The organism is Bradyrhizobium sp. SZCCHNR1098, assembly GCF_032489375.1.
In the GTDB taxonomy this organism is placed as follows: Bacteria; Pseudomonadota; Alphaproteobacteria; order Rhizobiales; family Xanthobacteraceae; genus Bradyrhizobium.
The window spans coordinates 84,524-103,747 of sequence record NZ_JAUEXY010000013.1 but is presented as its reverse complement, the minus strand read 5'-3'; the positions used below and the strand labels follow the sequence as shown (position 1 = coordinate 103,747).

Annotated in this window: 17 protein-coding genes; 11 read left to right on the top strand and 6 right to left on the bottom strand. The window is 64.6% G+C overall.

The window, feature by feature from the left end:
• Positions 1–121 precede the first annotated feature (121 nt).
• The 10 genes from QX135_RS25315 to QX135_RS25270 all read left to right on the top strand — a co-directional run bounded on the left by QX135_RS25315 (position 122) and on the right by QX135_RS25270 (position 11,487).
• On the top strand, positions 122–943 hold the full coding sequence (locus QX135_RS25315; RefSeq protein ID WP_316234350.1) for an ABC transporter ATP-binding protein: 822 nt from the start codon (positions 122–124) through the stop codon (positions 941–943).
• Complete coding sequence (locus QX135_RS25310; RefSeq protein WP_316234349.1) at positions 940–2,871, top strand: long-chain fatty acid--CoA ligase; 1,932 nt, start codon at positions 940–942, stop codon at positions 2,869–2,871. The genes QX135_RS25315 and QX135_RS25310 overlap by 4 nt, the downstream gene beginning before the upstream one ends.
• A gap of 121 nt (positions 2,872–2,992) precedes the next feature.
• A complete protein-coding gene (locus QX135_RS25305; protein WP_315777068.1) occupies positions 2,993–3,886 on the top strand; it encodes a branched-chain amino acid ABC transporter permease in 894 nt (297 codons plus the stop codon).
• Between the two features lie 109 nt (positions 3,887–3,995).
• Complete coding sequence (locus QX135_RS25300) at positions 3,996–5,069, top strand: branched-chain amino acid ABC transporter permease (protein ID WP_316180282.1); 1,074 nt, start codon at positions 3,996–3,998, stop codon at positions 5,067–5,069.
• A gap of 58 nt (positions 5,070–5,127) precedes the next feature.
• Positions 5,128–6,414 carry an ABC transporter substrate-binding protein gene (locus QX135_RS25295; protein ID WP_315759164.1) on the top strand — a complete coding sequence of 429 codons (1,287 nt, stop codon included), beginning with the start codon at positions 5,128–5,130 and terminating at the stop codon, positions 6,412–6,414.
• A 142-nt stretch (positions 6,415–6,556) separates the two neighbouring features.
• Positions 6,557–7,396, top strand: a complete 840-nt coding sequence (locus QX135_RS25290; protein ID WP_315759165.1) for an ABC transporter ATP-binding protein — start codon at positions 6,557–6,559, stop codon at positions 7,394–7,396.
• Between the two features lie 126 nt (positions 7,397–7,522).
• Positions 7,523–8,743, top strand: coding sequence for a phenylacetate--CoA ligase family protein (locus tag QX135_RS25285; RefSeq protein WP_315796574.1), 1,221 nt, complete (start codon positions 7,523–7,525; stop codon positions 8,741–8,743).
• Between the two features lie 136 nt (positions 8,744–8,879).
• Positions 8,880–10,070: a CoA transferase gene (locus QX135_RS25280; RefSeq protein ID WP_315777064.1), complete on the top strand. Its 1,191-nt coding sequence runs from the start codon at positions 8,880–8,882 to the stop codon at positions 10,068–10,070.
• 169 nt (positions 10,071–10,239) lie between these two features.
• Positions 10,240–10,401, top strand: coding sequence for a hypothetical protein (locus tag QX135_RS25275; RefSeq protein WP_315739007.1), 162 nt, complete (start codon positions 10,240–10,242; stop codon positions 10,399–10,401).
• A 681-nt stretch (positions 10,402–11,082) separates the two neighbouring features.
• A complete protein-coding gene (locus QX135_RS25270) occupies positions 11,083–11,487 on the top strand; it encodes an autotransporter outer membrane beta-barrel domain-containing protein (RefSeq protein WP_316180280.1) in 405 nt (134 codons plus the stop codon).
• A gap of 67 nt (positions 11,488–11,554) precedes the next feature.
• Here the strand turns inward: QX135_RS25270 and QX135_RS25265 are convergent, their stop codons facing one another.
• From QX135_RS25265 to QX135_RS25240, 6 genes are all read right to left on the bottom strand, one after another.
• Positions 11,555–13,075, bottom strand: coding sequence for a tripartite tricarboxylate transporter permease (locus QX135_RS25265; RefSeq protein ID WP_315739008.1), 1,521 nt, complete (start codon positions 13,073–13,075; stop codon positions 11,555–11,557).
• Between the two features lie 119 nt (positions 13,076–13,194).
• Positions 13,195–13,737: a tripartite tricarboxylate transporter TctB family protein gene (locus QX135_RS25260; RefSeq protein ID WP_315782817.1), complete on the bottom strand. Its 543-nt coding sequence runs from the start codon at positions 13,735–13,737 to the stop codon at positions 13,195–13,197.
• A gap of 33 nt (positions 13,738–13,770) precedes the next feature.
• Positions 13,771–14,757 (bottom strand): tripartite tricarboxylate transporter substrate binding protein, encoded by a 987-nt coding sequence (locus QX135_RS25255; protein WP_315796572.1) that lies wholly within the window; start codon positions 14,755–14,757, stop codon positions 13,771–13,773.
• Positions 14,758–14,890: 133 nt separating this feature from the next.
• Positions 14,891–15,688 (bottom strand): enoyl-CoA hydratase/isomerase family protein, encoded by a 798-nt coding sequence (locus QX135_RS25250; RefSeq protein ID WP_315739012.1) that lies wholly within the window; start codon positions 15,686–15,688, stop codon positions 14,891–14,893.
• Positions 15,688–16,881, bottom strand: coding sequence for a pyridoxal-phosphate-dependent aminotransferase family protein (locus QX135_RS25245; protein WP_315739013.1), 1,194 nt, complete (start codon positions 16,879–16,881; stop codon positions 15,688–15,690). The genes QX135_RS25250 and QX135_RS25245 overlap by 1 nt, the downstream gene beginning before the upstream one ends.
• Positions 16,882–17,089: 208 nt before the next feature.
• Entirely contained in the window at positions 17,090–18,295 is a 1,206-nt protein-coding gene (locus QX135_RS25240) for an alanine--glyoxylate aminotransferase family protein (RefSeq protein ID WP_316180276.1), read from the bottom strand.
• A gap of 127 nt (positions 18,296–18,422) precedes the next feature.
• On the opposite strand from QX135_RS25240, the gene QX135_RS25235 reads away from it, so the two are divergent.
• Positions 18,423–19,181 (top strand): GntR family transcriptional regulator, encoded by a 759-nt coding sequence (locus QX135_RS25235; protein ID WP_315739015.1) that lies wholly within the window; start codon positions 18,423–18,425, stop codon positions 19,179–19,181.
• The last annotated feature ends 43 nt before the right edge of the window (positions 19,182–19,224 follow it).

The window sequence follows — 19,224 nt, the reverse complement described above, 5'->3', positions numbered from 1 at the left end:
TCGTCGGATGGCGCGGAACTCATGCCCGGGATAGGATTGCAAGCGATGCGACGAGCCTAACGTCGCACGACACGATGCCTGAAGAGCGCGCCAAGCGCCGAAGACAGTTCGGGAGGACGACTTGGACTATACGTTGGAAGCGCGCGGAGTCTCGCTGCGTTTCGGTGGGGTGAGAGCCCTGACCGACGTCAGCTTCGGCGTGCGCGAAGGCGAGCTGTTCTCGATCATCGGCCCCAACGGCGCCGGCAAGACCTCGATCGTCAACTGCATCTCCGGCCGCTACAAGCCGACCGAGGGCCGCCTGTTCCATCGCGGCCGCGACATCACCGGCCTGCCGCCGAGCGCGCGCGCCAACATCGGCATCGGCCGCACCTTCCAGAACCTCGCGCTGTTCCACCACATGAGCGTGCTCGACAACATCATGGTCGGGCGGCATCACCTCTTGAAGAACAACTTCCTCACCGGCTCGCTCTACTGGCTCACCGGCGCACGGCGGGAGGAGTTGAAGCATCGGGAGAAGGTCGAGCAGATCATCGACTTCCTCGACCTGCAGTCGGTGCGCAAGGCGCCCGCCGGCACCCTCTCCTACGGTTTGCGCAAGCGCGTCGAGTTGGCGCGCGCGATGGCGCTCGAGCCGCATCTCATCCTTCTCGACGAGCCGATGGCCGGCATGAACTTCGAGGAGAAGGAGGACATGGCGCGCTACATCGTCGACCTCAACGAGGAATTCGGCATGACGGTCGTGATGATCGAGCACGACATGGGCGTGGTCATGGACATCTCCCATCGCGTCATGGTGCTCGATTTCGGCCGCAAGATCGCCGAAGGCGACCCGGCCGCCGTGCTCGCCGATCCCCACGTCAAGCGCGCCTATCTCGGCGAGGAGGACGAGCTGCTGGTCGATCCCGACGAGGCGCCGTCCATCGCGGAGAACGCGGCATGATGGACTATGCAGGGCGCGTCCGGCAGGCCGACACCTATCCGAAGCTGCTGCGCCTCAATGCAAGCGAGCACGGCAAGGAGATTGCGCTGCGCGAGAAGAATCTCGGGCTGTGGCGCACCTTCACCTGGGCCGACTACCAGGCGCGGGTGCGCGATTTCGCGCTCGGCGTGATGGAGCTCGGCCTCGGCAAGGACGATGTGATCGGAATCATCGGCGACAACCGGCCGGACTGGGTCGCTGCCGAAATCGCGACCCACGCGATCCGGGCCTTGAGCCTGGGTCTCTATCGCGACGTGCTCGATGACGAGGCGGCCTATCTCTTGAACTATGGCGAGGCGCGGCTGGTCTTCGCCGAGGACGAGGAGCAGGTCGACAAGCTCTTGAACCTCGCCGACCGCGTGCCGGCGCTCAAGCACATCGTCTATTCCGATCCGCGCGGCATGCGCAAATATGACGATCCCCGGCTGCTGCCGGCCGACAAGCTCGCCGAGCTCGGCCGCAACAGAGCGGCGCGCGAGCCCGGCCTCTACGACCACATGGTCGATGCGACAAACGGCGATGACGTCGCGATCCTCTGCACCACCTCGGGCACGACATCGCATCCCAAGCTCGCGATGCTCTCGGCGGCGCGCGTGCTGAAACACTGCGCCACCTATCTCAGCTTCGATCCCAAAGGCCCCAACGATGAATACGTCTCGGTGCTGCCGCTGCCCTGGATCATGGAACAGGTCTATGTGCTCGGCAAAGGTCTGCTCTGCCGGATGAAGGTCAACTTCGTCGAAGAGCCGGATACGATGATGAACGACTTCCGCGAGATCGCGCCGACCTTCGTGCTGTTCGCACCAAGGGTGTGGGAGCAGATCGCGGCCGACGTTCGTGCCGCCGTCATGGACGCCTCGCCGCTGAAGCAGCGGCTCTATCATCTGGGCATGTCGACCGGCCTCGCCGCGCTGGAGAAGGGTCAGCATTCGAGCTTTGCCGATCTGCTGCTGTTCCGTGCGCTGCGCGACCGGCTCGGCTTCACCCGGCTACGCTCGGCCGCCACCGGCGGCGCCGCGCTCGGGCCCGACACGTTCAAGTTCTTCCGCGCCATGGGCGTGCCCCTGCGCACGCTCTACGGCCAGACCGAGCTGCTCGGGGCCTACACGCTGCACCCCGACGACAAGGTCGATCCCGACACAACCGGCGTGCCGATGTCCCAGGACATCGAGATCAAGATCGACCAGCCCGACAGCCAGGGCATCGGCGAGATCCTGGTGCGCCACCCGAACATGTTCTTGGGCTACTACAAGAACCCGGAGGCCTCGACCGCCGACCTCAAGGACGGTTGGATGCACTCGGGCGATGCCGGCTATTTCAACCGAGAGAAGCAGCTCGTCGTCATCGACCGCATCAAGGATCTCGCCGAGACCGCACGCGGCGAACGCTTCTCGCCGCAATATATCGAGAACAAGCTGAAATTCTCGCCCTACATTGCGGAAGCCGTCGTGCTCGGTGCCGGCCGCGAGCATCTGGCGGCGATGATCTGCATACGCTACTCGATCATCTCGAAATGGGCGGAGAAGAACCGCATCGCGTTCACCACCTACTCCGATCTCGCCTCGCGCAACGAGGTCTATGCGCTGCTGCAGCGGGAAGTGGAAACGGTCAACGCGACCTTGCCCCCGGCGCAGCGCATCGCTCGCTTCCTCCTGCTCTACAAGGAGCTCGACGCCGACGACGGCGAGCTGACCCGCACCCGCAAAGTCCGCCGCAGCGTCATCAACGAGAAATACGCCGGCATCATCGACGGGATCTATGGCGGCAAGCCGGACATCCCGGTGGACACCGTCATCCGCTTCCAGGACGGCACCACCCAGCGCATCCGCACCACGCTGAAGGTCGTCGACCTCGGCGGCCATGGACCCATGGCGGAGGCCGCGGAGTGATGAGTCTTCCGTCACATGAGATCGTCATGCGCGGGCTCGACCCGCGCATCCATCCTATTGCGAAAATCTCTGATGCGATGGATCGCCGGGTCAAGCCCGGCGATGACGAGTGAGACCGATCATGAACACCGCCTTCCTCCTCCAACTCCTCGTCAACGGCCTCGTGGTCGGCACGCTCTACGGCGTGGTCGCGATGTCGTTTGTGCTGATCTACAAGGCGACGCAGGTCGTCAATTTCGCGCAAGGCGAGCTGCTCCTGATCGGCGCCTGGGTGTGCTGGGCATTGCTGACGAAATATCAAGTGCCGTTCTGGGTGGGCATGCCACTCACGCTGGTCTTCATGTTCGCGTTCGGCATCGCGATCCAGGTCGTGATCCTCCGGCCGATGATCGGCGAGCCCATCATCTCCGTCATCATGGTCACGATCGGTCTGTCGACCGTGTTCCAGGCGGCGCTGAAATGGATGTTCGGCGTCAACCCGCAGCCGTTCCCGCCGGTGTTCGCCAGCACGTCCGTCGACCTGTTCGGACTGCAAATCCAAACGGTCTACGTCATGAGCCTCGTGGTGTCGGTCCTGATGATGCTTGGCATGGCGTGGTTCTTCAAGGCTTCCAAATACGGCCTTGCGATGCGGGCCACCGCCTTCAACCAGCAGGTCGCGCAGTCGCTCGGCATCTCCGTGAAGAACGTGTTCGCGATGGCCTGGGCGATCTCGGCGACTGTCTCCGCCGTGGCCGGCGTCGTCGTCGCCGTGGTCAACGGCGTCTCCTCCGGCCTGTCGGCCTACGGCATCAAGGTGTTTCCGGCGGCGATCCTTGGCGGCCTCGACTCCGTCGGCGGCGCCGTGCTCGGCGGCATCATCATCGGCCTCTTGGAGAACATCGCGCAATATGTCGACAGCCAGTATCTGCACTGGGGCAATCTCTACGAGATCGCGCCGTTCTACGTCCTGATCATCATCCTGATGATCAAGCCCTATGGCCTGTTCGGCACCAAAGACATCGAGCGGATATGAGCATGATCGCCGAAAAGTGGAGGCCGGTTTTCGGGAACGATCATGCTCAAACAAAAAAGAAGGGCGAGCCCATGACGCAATTCAAGCCTCAGGCGAGATAGAGCCCGCCATGGTCGCACGTTCCACCATCCCCGCCGGTGACTTCCGCACCTCCTACGCGGCCGACACCACGATCTTCCCGACCAGAACCAGCCGCAATTTCGCGATTGCGGGCGTGATCCTGTTGTGCTTCGCGCCGCTTGTGTTCTCCGAATACTGGCTGTCGGTCTCGATCCAGATCGGCATCTTCGCGATCGCGGCGCTTGGCCTCAACATCCTGGTCGGCTTCACCGGCCAGATCTCGATCGGCCAGGCCGGCTTCTTCCTGCTCGGCGCCTTCACCTCGGCCTACATCAACAACACCTATGCCATCCCGGTGTTCTTCGCGATCCCGCTCGCGGGCGTGATCACGGCCCTCGTTGGTCTGATCTTCGGCCTTCCGGCAGCGCGGCTGAAGGGGCTCTATCTCGTCATCGCCACCCTCGCTGCGCAATATATCCTGCTCGACTTCTTCTCCCGCGCCGAATGGTTCTCCGGCGGCTCGGTGCCGGCCTCGGCCAATCCGTTCTCGATTCTAGGCTACACGCTGCGCGGCGACCGGCAATATTTCTATGTCGTGCTGGCCTATGTCGTGGTCTGCTACCTCCTGGTCACCAACCTGATGCGCACCCGCGACGGCCGCGCACTGATCGCGATCCGCGACCATTATCTCTCCGCCGAGATCATGGGCATCAACCTGACCAAATATCGCACGCTCTCGTTCGGCCTCGCCGCCTTCTTCGCCGGCATCGCGGGCGCGCTCTACGCGCATTACCAGCTCGTGATCTCGCAGGAGGGTTTCGGCATCGAGCGCTCGATCCTCTTCCTGGCCATGATCATCATCGGCGGCACCGGATCGGTCATGGGCACATTGATGGGGACCGCGTTCGTCGTGCTGCTGCCGGAATCGATGGAGTGGCTCAGCCACAATCTGAAGGGCAGTGCCATCGACAAGGCGCTCGCGCTCAACAACAACATCACTTTTTTGCGCGAGATCGCAATCGGCCTGATCATCATCGCCTTCCTGATGTTCGAGCCGGACGGGCTGGCGCATCGCTGGCGACAGATCAAGACATACTGGAAGCTTTATCCGTTCTCACATTGAACTCAACCAACAGGGACCGGCGACAATCCGGCCCGAACGCACCACAGGAGGAAGCACTATGACGATGAAATCATTGCTGGGCTCGGCGGCTCTCGCGCTGCTCGCAGGCGCCTTCGCTTCAACGGCGCAGGCGCAGCAGATCGCGATCGGCCATCTGCAGGATCTGTCGGGCGGCACGTCCGACGTCGGTACACCCTATGGCCAGGCCGTCGTCGACAGCTTCGCCTGGGTCAACAAGAACGGCGGCATCGGCGGCAAGCAGCTCGCGGTCGATAGCAACGACTATGGCTACCAGGTGCCGCGCGCGATCGCACTGTACAAGAAGTGGTCGGCGCCGGACAACAAGGTCGCGGCGATCATGGGCTGGGGCACCGCGGACACCGAGGCGCTGACCGGCTTCCTCGCCAACGACAAGATCCCTGACATGTCGGGCTCCTACGCCGCCGCGCTGACCGACCCCGAAGGCACCAGCGGCAAGGCCAAGCCCGCCCCGTATAACTTTTTCTACGGCCCGAGCTACTCGGACGCGCTGCGCGCCGAGCTGACCTGGGCGGCCGAGGACTGGAAGGCCAAGGGCAAGCCGGGCAAGCCGAAATTCGTCCACATGGGCGCCAACCACCCCTATCCCAACGCGCCGAAGGCTGCGGGCGAAGCGCTCGCCACCGAGCTCGGCTTCGAGGTGCTGCCGCCGCTGGTGTTCGCGCTCGCGCCCGGCGACTACAGCGCGCAGTGCCTGAGCCTGAAGAGCTCGGGCGCGAACTACGCCTATCTGGGCAACACCGCGGCGTCCAACATCTCGGTGATGAAGGCCTGCAAGAATGCCGGCGTCGAGGTGCAGTTCCTGTCCAACGTCTGGGGCATGGACGAGAACGCCGCCAAGACCGCGGGCGATGCCGCCAACGGCGTCGTCTTTCCGCTGCGCACCTCGGTGGCCTGGGGCGGCGATGCGCCGGGCATGAAGACGGTGCAGGAAATCTCGAAGATGTCCGACCCGACCGGCAAGGTCTACCGCCCGGTGCACTACGTCGCCGCAGTCTGCTCGTCGCTCTACATGAAGGAGGCGATCGAGTGGGCTGCGAAGAACGGCGGCGCCACCGGCGAGAACGTCGCCAAGGGCTTCTACCAGAAGAAGGACTGGGTGCCGGCCGGCATGGAAGGCGTCTGCAGCCCCTCGACCTGGACCGACAAGGATCATCGCGGCACCATGAAAGTCGACCTCTATCGCGCGCGCGTGACGGGTCCGACGGATGGCGACCTCAACGAGCTCATGGCCAAGGGCGTGATCAAGCTCGAGAAGGTGAAGACCATCGAGCTGCCGCGCAAAGCCGAATGGGCTGGGTGGTAGTTCCTTACACCAGCGTCATGGCCGGGCAGAAGCGCGAAGCGCGTCTTTGCACAATCCCCCGGCCATCCACGTCTTGCTTCACACGCTGATAGGCGTGGATGCCCGGGTCAAGCCCGGGCATGACGACGGATAGAGTGTCGCCATGACCGATACACTGGAAAATCTGCGGACGGCCGCAACTGCTGGGGCACCCGCCCCCCTGCTCTCCGTCCGCAACATCGAGGTCGTCTATGACGACGTCATCCTGGTGCTGCGCGGGCTCAGCCTCGATGTGCCCAAGGGCGCGATCGTCGCGCTGCTCGGCGCCAACGGCGCCGGCAAGTCGACGACGTTGAAGGCGATCTCCGGCCTCTTGAAGACCGAGGACGGCGAGGTGACGCGCGGCGAGATCATGTTCGACGGCGCGCGCATCGACGGCATCGATCCGGAGAAGATCGTCCGTCGCGGCATCTTCCAGGTGATGGAAGGACGCCGCATCGTCTCCGACATGACCTCGCTGGAGAACCTCAAGCTCGGCGCCTTCACGCGCAGCGATCGCGAGGTCAACAGCGACATCGAGATGGTGTTCAACTATTTCCCGCGGCTGAAGGAGCGCACCGGCCTCGCGGGCTATCTCTCCGGCGGCGAGCAGCAGATGCTGGCGATCGGGCGCGCGCTGATGGCGCGGCCGAAGATGATCCTGATGGACGAGCCGTCGATGGGCCTGTCGCCGCTGCTGGTCAAGGAGGTGTTCGCGATCATCAAGGAGATCAACCGCGATCTCGGCGTCACCATCCTGCTGGTCGAACAGAACGCGCGCGCGGCGCTGTCGGTCGCCAGCCACGGCTACATCATGGAACAGGGCAAGGTGGTGCTCGACGGCACCGCGGATGCCTTGCGCGACAATGAGGACGTCAAGGAGTTCTACCTCGGCGGCGCCGGCGACCAGCGCAAGAGCTTCAAGAACCTGAAGAGCTTCAAGCGGCGGAAGCGGTGGCTGTAGCCGAACTCTCTCCTCGTCATGGCCGGGCTTGACCCGGCCATCCACGCGCGAGCCGCAACGACGAACGACGTGGATGCCCGGGACAAGCCCGGCCATGACGACCGCAAGATTCAAGGACTGGGTACGATGACCCACTACGACGCCCTCGAAACCCGTGATCCCGCAGCCCGCGAGCAGGATCTGTTCGGCCGCCTGCCCGACGTGCTGCACGCGGCGATGAAGGCGCCGGCCTATGCCGCGCTGCTGCAGGGCATCGATCCCCAGGACATCACGACGCGCGCTGCGCTCGCGCAACTGCCGGTGCTGCGCAAATCCGAGCTGCCTGCCCTGCACAAGGCGGCCCCGCCATTCGGCGGCTTCGTCGCGCAGGCGCCCGGCGCGTTCTCGCGCCTGTTCACGTCGCCCGGGCCGATCTTCGAACCGGAGGCGGCGCACAACGATCCCTGGCGCGGCGCCCGCGCGCTGTTTGCCTCCGGCTTCCGTCCCGGCGACGTCGTGCTGAACACCTTCAGCTATCACCTCACGCCCGGAGGCTTCATCTTCGACGCCTCGGCGCGCGCGCTCGGCTGCGCGGTGATCCCGGCGGGGCCTGGGAACACCGAGGCGCAGTTCGAGCTGATCGAGGCCTACCGGCCGATCGGCTACAGCGGCACGCCGGACTTCTTGAAGATCCTGCTCGACGGCGCCGCCAGCGCCGGTCGCGACGTCTCCTCGATCAAGCGCGCGCTGGTGTCGGGCGCGGCGTTCCCGCCATCGCTGCAGGCCGAGATCAAGGGCCGCGGCATCGACGCCTATCAGGCGTTCGGCACCGCCGATCTTGGCATCGTCGCCTACGAGACCGCCGCGCGCGAGGGCATGGTGGTCAACGAGGACCTGATCTTCGAGATCGTCCGGCCCGGCACCGGCGATCCGGTCCAAGAGGGCGATGTCGGCGAGATCGTCGTCACCTCGCTCGATCCCCACCATCCTTGGATTCGCCTGGCACTCGGCGATCTCACCGCCGCTCTCCCGGGTCTCAGTCCGTGTGGCCGCACCAACATGCGGATCAAGGGCTGGATGGGGCGCGCCGACCAGACCACCAAGATCAAGGGCATGTTCGTGCGCCCCGAGCAGGTCGCCGAGATCGGCAAGCGCCACCCGGAGCTCGGCCGCCTCCGCCTGGTCGTAACCCGTGCCGGCGAGACCGACGCGATGACCTTGAAGGCCGAGTGCGCGGCGCCCGCAGCCGACCTGCAAGAGGCGCTGGCCGCCAGCCTGCGCAGCGTCACCAAGCTCAGCGGCCAAGTCGAGCTGGTCGCGCCGGGCACGCTGCCCAACGATGGCAAGGTGATCGCCGACGAGCGGTGAGCGCGCGCAAGTTCCGCTCAAGTAGAAGCCCTGCACCAGCGGCATGAGCAGCGCGGCACGCACCGCTGTCCGCGCAATTGTCGCGCTGCGCGCGCTCTCCTATACAGCCATGTCGCCTCTCTCGGAGTTCGTCCGCATGGCCTTCCCGCGCGCATCCAAAGCCCTGTCCCGCTTCACTGTCCTCGATTTGACGCGGGTGCGCGCCGGCCCGACCTGCGCGCGGCAGTTCGCCGATTGGGGCGCCAACGTCATCAAGATCGACGCCATGATGGAGGATGGCGGCGAAGCGCTTGGCGGCCCGCGCCGCGGCGCCGACTTCCAGAACCTGCATCGCAACAAGCGCGCGATGACGCTCAATCTGAAGGATCCGAAGGGCGTCGACGTGTTCATGCGGCTCGCCGAAAAAGCCGACGTCGTGATCGAGAACTACCGGCCCGACGTCAAGACCAAGCTCGGCATCGACTATGAGGCGGTGCGCAAGGTCAATCCGCGCATCGTCTATGGCAGCATCTCCGGCTTCGGCCAGGATGGTCCCTATGCCAAGCGGCCCGGTTTCGACCAGATCGCGCAGGGCATGGGCGGGCTGATGTCGATCACCGGGGCACCTGGCGAGGGTCCGATGCGCGCGGGCATCCCGATCGCAGATCTCTCGGCAGGGCTCTCTTGCGCGATGGGTATCCTCACGGCGCTGCTCGAGCGCGAGGTCTCCGGCGAGGGCCAGTGGGTCCAGACCTCGCTGCTGCAGGCGCAGATCTTCATGCTCGACTTCCAGGCCGCCCGCTGGCTGATGGAGAAGGAGGTCGCGCCGCAGGCCGGCAACAATCATCCGACCAGCATCCCGACCGGCGTGTTCAAGACCTCCGACGGCTACATCAATATCGCCGCGACCGGCGGCCGAATCTGGGAGCGGCTGTGCCAGACGCTCGGTGCCTCCCAATGGATCGACAATCCGGACTACGCGACGGCACCGGCGCGTTCGAAGAACCGCGACGCGCTCAATGCCGAGATCAACGCACGCACGCTCGCCAAGACGAGCGAGCAATGGGTCGCCGAGCTGAATGCCGCGGGCGTGCCGTGCGGGCCGATCTACGCCATCGATCAGATGTTCGAGGACCCGCAGGTCAAGCATCTCGGCATGGCGCAGCCGGTGCCGAACGACGACGGCCGCCACATCACGCTGGTGGCGCAGCCCTTCACCCTGTCGCGCACGCCCAGCCGGATGGCGGCGCGGCCGCCGGAATTCGGCGAGCAGACCGAGGAGATCCTGTCCGAATTCGGCTTCACCGACGGCGAGATCGCCGATCTCCGACTGCATCGCGTCGTGTGAGCAGGTGCAATATGTCCAAGCTGCGGCATCCCGCCGCTGTGGCCCAGATGTCACCACGTTGGAACTTCAGACTTGGCCGGATTGAGGCCAAGGCAAGATCGGGTTAATCTCTTCGCATCAGTTGATCGCGGACCCCCTCGGGGCCCGTGCGTGTGAGGAGTAGCGGATCATGAGCGCATCCGAGTTGAACGAGTTTCTGACGGCGATGAACATCGTGCGCGACGTCAACGGAGCCGCTTTGAATCACCCCGGCGCTCTGCCGTTCGACGAGACGATGCTCGACAACGAGTCCGACTGGTACCACATGCCGGTGGCCGAGAAGGCCAACTGAAGCTGACCTTCCTCGGGTTCGCGCGCTCTCTTTCCTACATCGCCTTTGCCCAAAGCCTCCTTCCGAGAAGCCGGACGGAGGCTTTTTCATTTCGAGGCGCAACCGGGATGAGCTGCGAACTCTGATCCACCGAACGCAAAAAAAGCCCGACGCAAGCGCCGGGCAAGGGATCGTCTCGGGAGGAAACATCAGGGCGCGATGACCAGAGATCAGGCACCGCGCGTGAGCAGTTCAGAACTGCCCATGAATGAAGCCTACCACCGCTCTGCCTAAAATGCTGTCATCGCAAAGACACAACCTCTGGAGAAGCGCGGAAACGATTCGAACAACGGTCCGTCGATGCAATCGAAGCGCTGAGGACGTGGCTGCGGTGCCACAGTCCGATTGCGAACAGCGCCAACGCCCAGTGCACCCAAAGAGTCACAATTCCCCTATCCCGCAGTTCTGCATGCTCTCGTTGCTGGCCTGGCCCTCGACCGGCGCAACGACGGCACGAACAGCAATGGCGGCATCAGCTCCGCGACGACCGATGGCGGCATCGGGGGCTGGGGTCCCTGTCATCGAGGGCGGCGGTGACGGTGCAGGTGTCAACGGCGGCGATGGTGGAAAGGACAACGGCGGTCATGCCCTGGGCGGCCGAGGCGGCGTCGGCGCCGGAGAGCCGGGACATTCCCAGCGACAATGGCGTCGAGTTACGGCGTTGGCGGCTTCACCAAGACCGGCAGCGGCCGGATGACGCTCAGCCTTGAGCTACGCGGGAAAAACGGTCACCAACACGCGCGCCGAGCTGGCCAGTGCACCGACAGATCCTATGCGCTGCCTGACGGCGCCCTCACCCTGCGCGGCCGCCTCGCCCGGGCGCACGACTTCGATCCGGATCGTTCCGTGACCGCCACGTTCCAGACGGTGCCGGGCGCAAGCTTCGTCGTCAACGGCGCCGCGCAGGCGCGCGACTCCGCGCTGACGACGACCTCGGTCGAGATGAGCTGGCAGAACGGCTGGAGCGCCTTGGCGACGTTCGAAGGCGAGTTCTCGAGCGTCACCCGTTCCTATGCCGGCAAGGGCAGCGTGCGCTACACGTGGTAGGAGCGGCGTAGCCGATCGAGCGCAGGCGTCCAGCTGGCAGGGCACGGGTGATCAGCGACAAACCGTACTAAGCCTCGGCCTTCGCGGCCGGCGCTCCCGACTTGCTGAAGCTCGCGATCACACGATCGATCAGCGGCCAGAACAGCAGCACGATCGCCAGCGTCGTTATGGTGCCCACCAGCCCGTTCGCCCAGAACACCTTCATGTTGCCGCCGGAGATGATCATCGACTGCCGGAACGCGTCCTCGGCACGGCTGCCGAGCACCAGCGCCAAGGTGAACGGCGCCAGCGGGATCTTGATCTTCTTGAAGACATAGCCGACGACACCGAAGCCGAGCATCAGCCAGACGTCGAACATCGCATTCTGGATCGCGTAGGCGCCGATCGCGCAGGACACCACGATCATCGGCGCCACGGCCGCGAACGGCACGCGCAGGATCGAGGCGAAGATCGGCACGGTGGAAAGCACGAGCACGAGGCCGACGACATTGCCGAGATACATCGAGGCGATCAGGCCCCAGACGAAATCCTTGTGCTCCACGAACAGCAGCGGGCCGGGATTGAGGCCCCACACCATCAGGCCGCCGAGCAGGATCGCCGCGGTGCCGGAGCCGGGGATGCCGAGCGCCAGCATCGGCAGCAGCGCCGCGGTGCCCGAGGCATGCGCCGCCGTCTCAGGCGCGAACACGCCCTCGATGCGGCCCTTGCCAAAACTGTCCGGATCCTTCGAGAAGCGCTTGGCGAGGTTGTAGCCCATGAAGGAGGCGGCAATCGCGCCGCCCGGCGTGATGCCGAGCCAGCAGCCGATCACCGAGGAGCGCAGCAGGGTCATCCAATACTTCGGCAGGTCCTTCCACACCGCGAGTACGGTGCGCAGCGAGATCGAGGCGGCGTGGCCGCGCAGCGCCAGGCGCTCCTCCATCGTCAGCAGGATCTCGCTGATGCCGAACAGGCCGATGACCGCGACCAGAAAGTTGATGCCGCGCAACAGATCGGTCGAGCCGAAGGTCATCCGCAACTGACCGGACACGGTGTCCATGCCGACGCCAGCGAGCAGCAGGCCGAGCGCCATCGCGATGACAGTCTTGTGCTTGTCCTCACGCCCCAGCCCGACGAACGAGCAGAAGGTCAGCAGATAGACCGCGAAGAACTCGGGCGGACCGAACCTCAGCGCGAAGGACGAGATCCAGGGCGCCAGGAAGGTGATCAGCATCACCGCGACCAGCGAGCCGATGAACGACGAGGTGAAGGCGGCTGTCAGCGCCTCCGCCGCCTTGCCCTGCTGCGCCATCGGATAGCCGTCGAAAGTGGTCGCCACCGACCACGCCTCGCCGGGAATGTTGAACAAGATCGAGGTGATGGCGCCGCCGAACAGCGCGCCCCAGTAGATGCAGGACAGCATCACGATGGCCGAGGTCGGGTCCATTGAGAAGGTCAGCGGCAGCAGGATGGCGACGCCGTTGGGCCCCCCCAGCCCGGGCAGCACGCCGACGAAGACGCCGAGCACGAGCCCAACCATCATCAGCAGCAGCGTCTTCCAGGTCAGGAGGACCGCGAACCCGTGCAGCAACAGACCCAAGGCTTCCATGATTTCATTCCAACTGTTTCCTCGTCATTGCGCGCGCAGCAAAGCAATCCAGAGTCGAGTGCGCAGCCCTGGATTGCGTCGTCGCGTTGTTCCTCGCAATGACGGGGGAGAGACCGGTGTCAGTACCCGAACGCCGCTTCGAGCGGGCCCTTCGGCATGATCACGTCGAACACGACGTCGAAAGTCACGAACATCACGGCGCTGAACAGGAACGCCGTGAGCAGCGATTTCCAGATCGCGATCTTGCCGACGAGGCGCATGAACCCGGCGATCAGCAGGAAGCTCGCGACGTAGATGCCGAGAAACTGCATCGCGATGCAGAACAGCAGCGTCGGCACGAATACCGCCATCACGCGCCGCAGTTGCGCGCGCGTCACGAAGGTCTCGACCGCTTCCTTTCTCGACACGAAGGCGGCGCCGATGCCGTAGAGGCTGGCGCCGCCGAGGATCACCGACAGATAGAACGGGAAGTAGCCGGGCTCCGGACCGGTCGAGTCCCAGGACGCGCCGGTCCGCCAATTGTCCCAGGCGAGCACGACCGCGAGCGCGAGCAGCAGCAGCGACACCGCGACGTCGACGGTCCGGGTGGAGGTGACGGCCGGAGAATCCTCCTCCGGCGCGGTCGGATCGTCGACGGCGATCTCGAGCTCAGCGTTGGACATCGATCCTCCTCATCCCCTCGCCTCGCCCCAGCCTCACTTGGCGACGAAGCCGGCTTCCGTCATCAGCTGCTTGTTGAGCGAGCCGTCCTCTTCGAGAAACTGCAGCATGTCCTTGCCGGTGAGGAAGATCGGCTTCAGCGCCTGCTTCTCCATGTAGTCCTTGTATTCCGGCGTCTGCACCAGCTTGCTGAACAGGTCGATGTAGAACTCCTGCTGCTCCTGGGTCACCTTGCCCGGCAGGAACATGCCGCGCAGCATCAGGTATTGCACGTCCAGCCCCTGCTCCTTGCAGGTCGGAATGTCGTTCCAGGACTGCGTCTCCGTGACCTTGGTCGTGTAGGAGATGCGCTCCTTGTCGAACACGCAGAGCGGACGCACCTGGCCGGCGCGCCAGACTTCGAGATTCTCGGAAGGATTGTTGACGTTCGCTTCGGTGTGCCCGCCAACCAGTTGGGTCGCGGCCTCGCCCCCCGACTTGTAGGGCAGATAGGAGAACTTGGCGCCGGTCTTCTTCTCCATGAAGACCGTGAGCACGTGATCCTCCCGCTTGGAACCGGTGCCGCCCAACTTGAACGGAGAACTCGATGCCTTGGCGGCTTCGACGAACTCCTTCACCGTCTTCGGGCCGTTGACGTTGTCCCACAGCACGAACTGATCGAGTGCGATTACCGCGACCGGCGACAGTTCGCGCCAGTCGAACGGCAGCTTGGCCGACAGCGGCAGCATGTAGATCAGCGAATAGGCGATCAGGACCTTGTTCGGATCGCCGTCGCTGGACTTCATGTACATCAGCGCCTCGGCCCCGGACGCGCCGCCCTTCAGCGACACGACCACCGGCTGCTTCAGCAGATTGTTCTTCTGAATGGCAGCCTGCATCATCCGCGCCATCTGGTCGGATGCACCGCCGGCGCCCGCGGCGACGACAATCTCGACCGGCTTGGTCGGCTCCCAGCCGGCAAAGGCCGGCGCAGTTGCGAAAAAGGCCGCCGTCGCGGCCGCGATCTTGATGAGTTTGCGCACGTGCTTTCTTCCCCGTTCGAAGCCCCAGCTTGCATCCTACCAGGATACTGCTGGCTTATTGTGGTCAGTTCAAGAACACAAGCATGATGCGACCTCATGTTCCTCGGCATAAGGTCGCAAGCACGGCATCGGACTACTTGCCTTTCCAGTTCGGCGTACGCTTGTTGAGGAACGCCTCCATGCCTTCGCGGAAATCCTCGCTCATATAGGCGCGCAGGATCAAATCCTCGCCCTCGTCCCGCGACAGGGTCCGGCGGATGCGGCGCACGGCCTCCTTGGTGACCTCGAGGGTGATCGGCGCGTGCGAGGCGACGAGCCTCGCGGTCTCCAGCGCGCGTGTCTGCAGCGTCTCGACGTCAGGCACGATCTCGTTGAGCAGACCGAGCGCGAGCGCCTCCGGCGCCTCGACCAGCCGGGCCTTGAAGATCAGGTCCTTGGTGCGCGCCGGTCCGATCAGGGAGACCACGCGCGAGATGTTCGACATCGACAGGCAGTTGCCGAGCGTGCGCGCGATCGGAAAACCGATACGTGTCGTCTCGGTGCCGATGCGAATGTCGCAGCAGGCGGCAATGCCGGCACCGCCGCCGGTGCAGGCGCCCGCGATCGCCGCAATCACCGGCACACGGCACAGTTCGAGCGTGCCGAGCACGCGGTCGATCCGCGCCTCGTAGTCGAGCGCATCCTGCGCGGTCTTGAAGGCACGAAACTGGGAGATGTCGGTGCCGGAGGCGAAGGCCTTGTCGCCCGCGCCAGTCAGGATCAGCGCCTTGATCGACCGATCGGCGTTGATGGCCTCGCAGATCGAGGCCATCCGGTCGTACATTGCGAACGTCATCGCGTTGCGCGCCTGCGGCCGGTTGAAGGTGATCTTGGCGATGCCGTCGTCGACGGCATAGATCAGATCGTCGGAGCCGGTCACAGGTGCGTTCATCAGGCCACCTTCGGAATCGGCGCTGCCTCGCGCGCCTTCAGGACATCCATCGCCGCGAGCACGCCACCTGCACGATGCGGCACGCCAGCGAGCGCAAGGCCCATCTCGACGCCTGCAAGCGTGCCCATCAGCATCAAGTCGTTGAAGTGACCGATATGACCGATGCGGAAGACCTTGCCCTTGATCTTGTTGAGGCCGGTGCCGAGCGACATGTCGAAGTTTTCCAGCACCGTCTTGCGGAACTGATCGGCGTCATGGCCCTCGGGCATGACCACGCCGGTCAGCGCCGGCGAATGCGCCTGCGGATCCTGACACTGCGTATCCAGGCCCCAGGCCTTGACAGCAGCCCGCGTCGCAAGGCTGTGGCGGCGATGACGCGCAAACACGTTGTCGTGGCCTTCCTCCTCCAGCATCTTCAGCGCCTCGTTGAGGCCCATCAGCAGATTGCACGCCGGCGTATAGGGGAAGGTACCAAGCTTGTTGAAGGTGATGATCTCCTGCCAGTCCCAATAGGAGCGCATGCCGGGATTGGCCTTGGCGGCGGCGAGCGCCTTCTCCGAGACGGCGTTGAAGCCGAGGCCCGGCGGCAGCATCAGGCCCTTCTGCGAGCCAGCGACGGAGACGTCGACGCCCCACGCGTCGTGCTCATACTCCATCGAGCCGAGGCCAGAGATGGTGTCGACCATCAGGAGCGCCGGGTGGCCGGCCCGGTCGAGCGCCTTGCGCACCTCGAGCGGCGGCGTCAGGCAGCCGGTCGAGGTCTCGTTGTGCACGACGCAGACGGCCTTGATCTTGTGCGCCTTGTCATCGACCAGACGCTGCTCGATCGCCGCAATGTCGGCGCCATGGCGCCAGTCGCCGGGGATGAAGTCGACGTCGAGCTTGAACTTGTCGGCGATGCCACGCCACAGCACCGCGAACTGGCCGGTCTCGGCCATCAGCACCTTGTCGCCAGGCGCGAGCGTGTTGACGATCGCGGCTTCCCACGCGCCGGTGCCCGACGACGGATAGATGATCACCGGCTGCTTGGTGCGGAAGATTCGCTGCGATGCAGTCAGCACGGCGAAGCCGAGCTCGGCGAACTCGGGACCGCGATGGTCCAGCGTCGGCATATCCATCGCGCGCAGCACGCGGTCGGGCACGTTGGTCGGCCCCGGAATCTGAAGAAAATGCCGTCCTGTGTGCACAGTCATTGGCGTCCGTCCCCGGTCATTTGGTTGGTGCGCGGGCGTGGCATCCCACGCGCTGGCCGCGCTTTTCTCCCGCCAGACCGCTGGCGTCAACAAAGAAGACGCAAGCACCGATCGCTTCGGGCTGACATCCCTCAGATGCACACGAATCCCCTTCTCCTGTGCAGTGCGGCATAGCGGGACGTCCCAGCTTGCTGCACGCGATTTGGCCTCATTTCACCGCAGCCAGATGGCGCGGCGCATTGCCCTCCAATGGCTCTTCAAGCAGCGCCATCGCGGCATCGACGCCGCCGGCACGATGCGGCACGCCGGCCGCACGCAGCCCCATCTCGACACCGCTCAGCGCAGCCACCAGGGTCAGCGCGTTGCACTCGCCGAGATGGCCGATGCGGAACACCTTGCCCGCGACCTTGGACAGGCCCGAACCGAGCGACATGTTGTAGTTGTCGAGCACGACCTGACGGAACTGATCCGCGTCATGGCCCGGCGGCATCAGCACGGCGGTCAGCACCGGAGAGAAATCCTTCGGCTCCTGGCACAGCACCTCCAGGCCCCAATGCTCGACGGCGGCGCGGGTCGCGGCCGCAAGCCTGAGGTGGCGCGCGAACACCTGATCGAGACCCTCCTCGAGCAGCATCGCAATCGCTTCACGCAGACCGTAGAGCAGGTTCGTCGCCGGCGTGTAGGGGAAGAAGCCGTTCGCGTTCAGCTTCAGCATGTCTTCCCAGTCCCAGAACGAGCGCGGCATCTTGTTGGCCTTGGCAACAAGGCGCGCCTTGTCCGAGATGGCGTTGAAGCCGAGCCCCGGCGGCAGCATGAAGCCCTTCTGGGAGCACGACACGGCGACGTCGACCTTCCACTCGTCGAATCGGAAGTCGGCCGAGGCGAGACCAGAAATCGTGTCGACCATCAGCAGCGCCGGATGCTTGGCGCGGTCGATCGCGGCGCGCACCTCGCCGATCCGGCTGGTCGCGCCGGTCGAGGTTTCGTTGTGCACGACCATCACCGCCTTGAGCCGATGACCGGCGTCGGCAACCAGCTTCTCCTCGATGACGGCAGGATCGACGCCACGGCGCCAGTCGCCGGGAATGAAATCGACCTCGATTCCCCACCGCGCCGCCATCTGCCGCCACAGCGTGGCGAAGTGGCCGGTCTCGACCATCAGCACCTTGTCGCCCGGCGACAGCGTGTTGACGATGGCGGCCTCCCAGGCGCCGGTGCCCGAGGACGGATAGATGACTACCGGGCTCGTGGCCTTGAAGATCGCCTGCGAGCCACCGAGCACGGCCTTGCCGAGTTCGGCGAACTCGGCGCTGCGGTGATCGATCACCGGCATGTCCATCGCCCGCAGCACCCGCTCGGGCACCGGACTTGGGCCCGGAATATGCAAGAAATGACGGCCTTGGGGACGGGTCACGACAGAGCTCCGGGCGACGACGGCATTCTGGCACCAATGATTGCATTCAATTATTCAGCATGCAAGAGATTAAACGTATTCACACACAAGGTCGACCACATCTGTAACTATCGCTACAATGGGTGAAATGAATTCCACGATTCCCGATATCGAGACGCCACCATTGGCAGATCCAAGTGGTCGACCTGCGCCTGCGCGGGACGAGACCTCGCTGCATGACGAGATCCTGGCACGGCTGCGCGACTACATCGTCGAGGGCCACGTCGCCGACGGCGGCCGCCTGTCCGAGCGCCAGCTTTGCGAAATGCTGGGGGTGTCCCGCACTCCCTTGCGCGAAGCGCTCAAGGTGCTCGCGGCCGAAGGCCTGGTCGAGCTGCTGCCCAATCGCGGCGCTCGGGTGCGCCCGCTCAGCGCCGCCGACATCCACGAATTATTCGACCTGATGGGAGGCCTGGAAGGGCTCGCCGGCCGCCTCGCCTGCGAGAAGATTTCGGATGAAGCGATCGAAAAAATCGAGCAGTTTCATCATGATATGTACGGGTTTTACATGCGGCAGGACATGCAGGGCTATTTCCGCATGAACCAGCTCATCCACCGCGCGATCGTGGATGCCGCCGCCAACGCCACCCTTCATGCGACCTATGAGAGCCTGGCGGGCCGCATCCGGCGGGTGCGCTTCTCGGCCAATTTCGCCCGCAAGCGCGAACGCTGGAGCGAGGCCATGCGCGAGCATGAGATGATCCTCGACGCCCTGCGCCGGCGCGCCGGAAGCGAGCTGTCCGACATTCTGTTTCAACATCTGCGCAACAAGGGCGCGGCCGCGATCGCCTACTTCGGCGAGAGTCAACCGCCAACGGCGGGAAGTAAGCCGGACAAGGTCGAATGACGCCCAGGATTGCGCAAATTTGCATGCAATCAGATTGACGCAT

Excerpts from the sequence above, each read along its gene's own strand:
- QX135_RS25250 (WP_315739012.1), bottom strand. The coding sequence starts at position 15,688 with ATGAACGCACCTGTGACCGGCTCCGACGATCTGATCTATGCCGTCGAC.
- QX135_RS25265 (WP_315739008.1), bottom strand. The coding sequence starts at position 13,075 with ATGGAAGCCTTGGGTCTGTTGCTGCACGGGTTCGCGGTCCTCCTGACC.
- QX135_RS25305 (WP_315777068.1), top strand. The coding sequence starts at position 2,993 with ATGAACACCGCCTTCCTCCTCCAACTCCTCGTCAACGGCCTCGTGGTC.
- QX135_RS25285 (WP_315796574.1), top strand. The coding sequence starts at position 7,523 with ATGACCCACTACGACGCCCTCGAAACCCGTGATCCCGCAGCCCGCGAG.
- QX135_RS25275 (WP_315739007.1), top strand. The coding sequence starts at position 10,240 with ATGAGCGCATCCGAGTTGAACGAGTTTCTGACGGCGATGAACATCGTG.
- QX135_RS25310 (WP_316234349.1), top strand. The coding sequence starts at position 940 with ATGATGGACTATGCAGGGCGCGTCCGGCAGGCCGACACCTATCCGAAG.
- QX135_RS25245 (WP_315739013.1), bottom strand. The coding sequence starts at position 16,881 with ATGACTGTGCACACAGGACGGCATTTTCTTCAGATTCCGGGGCCGACC.
- QX135_RS25235 (WP_315739015.1), top strand. The coding sequence starts at position 18,423 with ATGAATTCCACGATTCCCGATATCGAGACGCCACCATTGGCAGATCCA.
- QX135_RS25290 (WP_315759165.1), top strand. The coding sequence starts at position 6,557 with ATGACCGATACACTGGAAAATCTGCGGACGGCCGCAACTGCTGGGGCA.
- QX135_RS25260 (WP_315782817.1), bottom strand. The coding sequence starts at position 13,737 with ATGTCCAACGCTGAGCTCGAGATCGCCGTCGACGATCCGACCGCGCCG.
- QX135_RS25270 (WP_316180280.1), top strand. The coding sequence starts at position 11,083 with ATGGCGTCGAGTTACGGCGTTGGCGGCTTCACCAAGACCGGCAGCGGC.
- QX135_RS25295 (WP_315759164.1), top strand. The coding sequence starts at position 5,128 with ATGACGATGAAATCATTGCTGGGCTCGGCGGCTCTCGCGCTGCTCGCA.
- QX135_RS25300 (WP_316180282.1), top strand. The coding sequence starts at position 3,996 with ATGGTCGCACGTTCCACCATCCCCGCCGGTGACTTCCGCACCTCCTAC.
- QX135_RS25280 (WP_315777064.1), top strand. The coding sequence starts at position 8,880 with ATGGCCTTCCCGCGCGCATCCAAAGCCCTGTCCCGCTTCACTGTCCTC.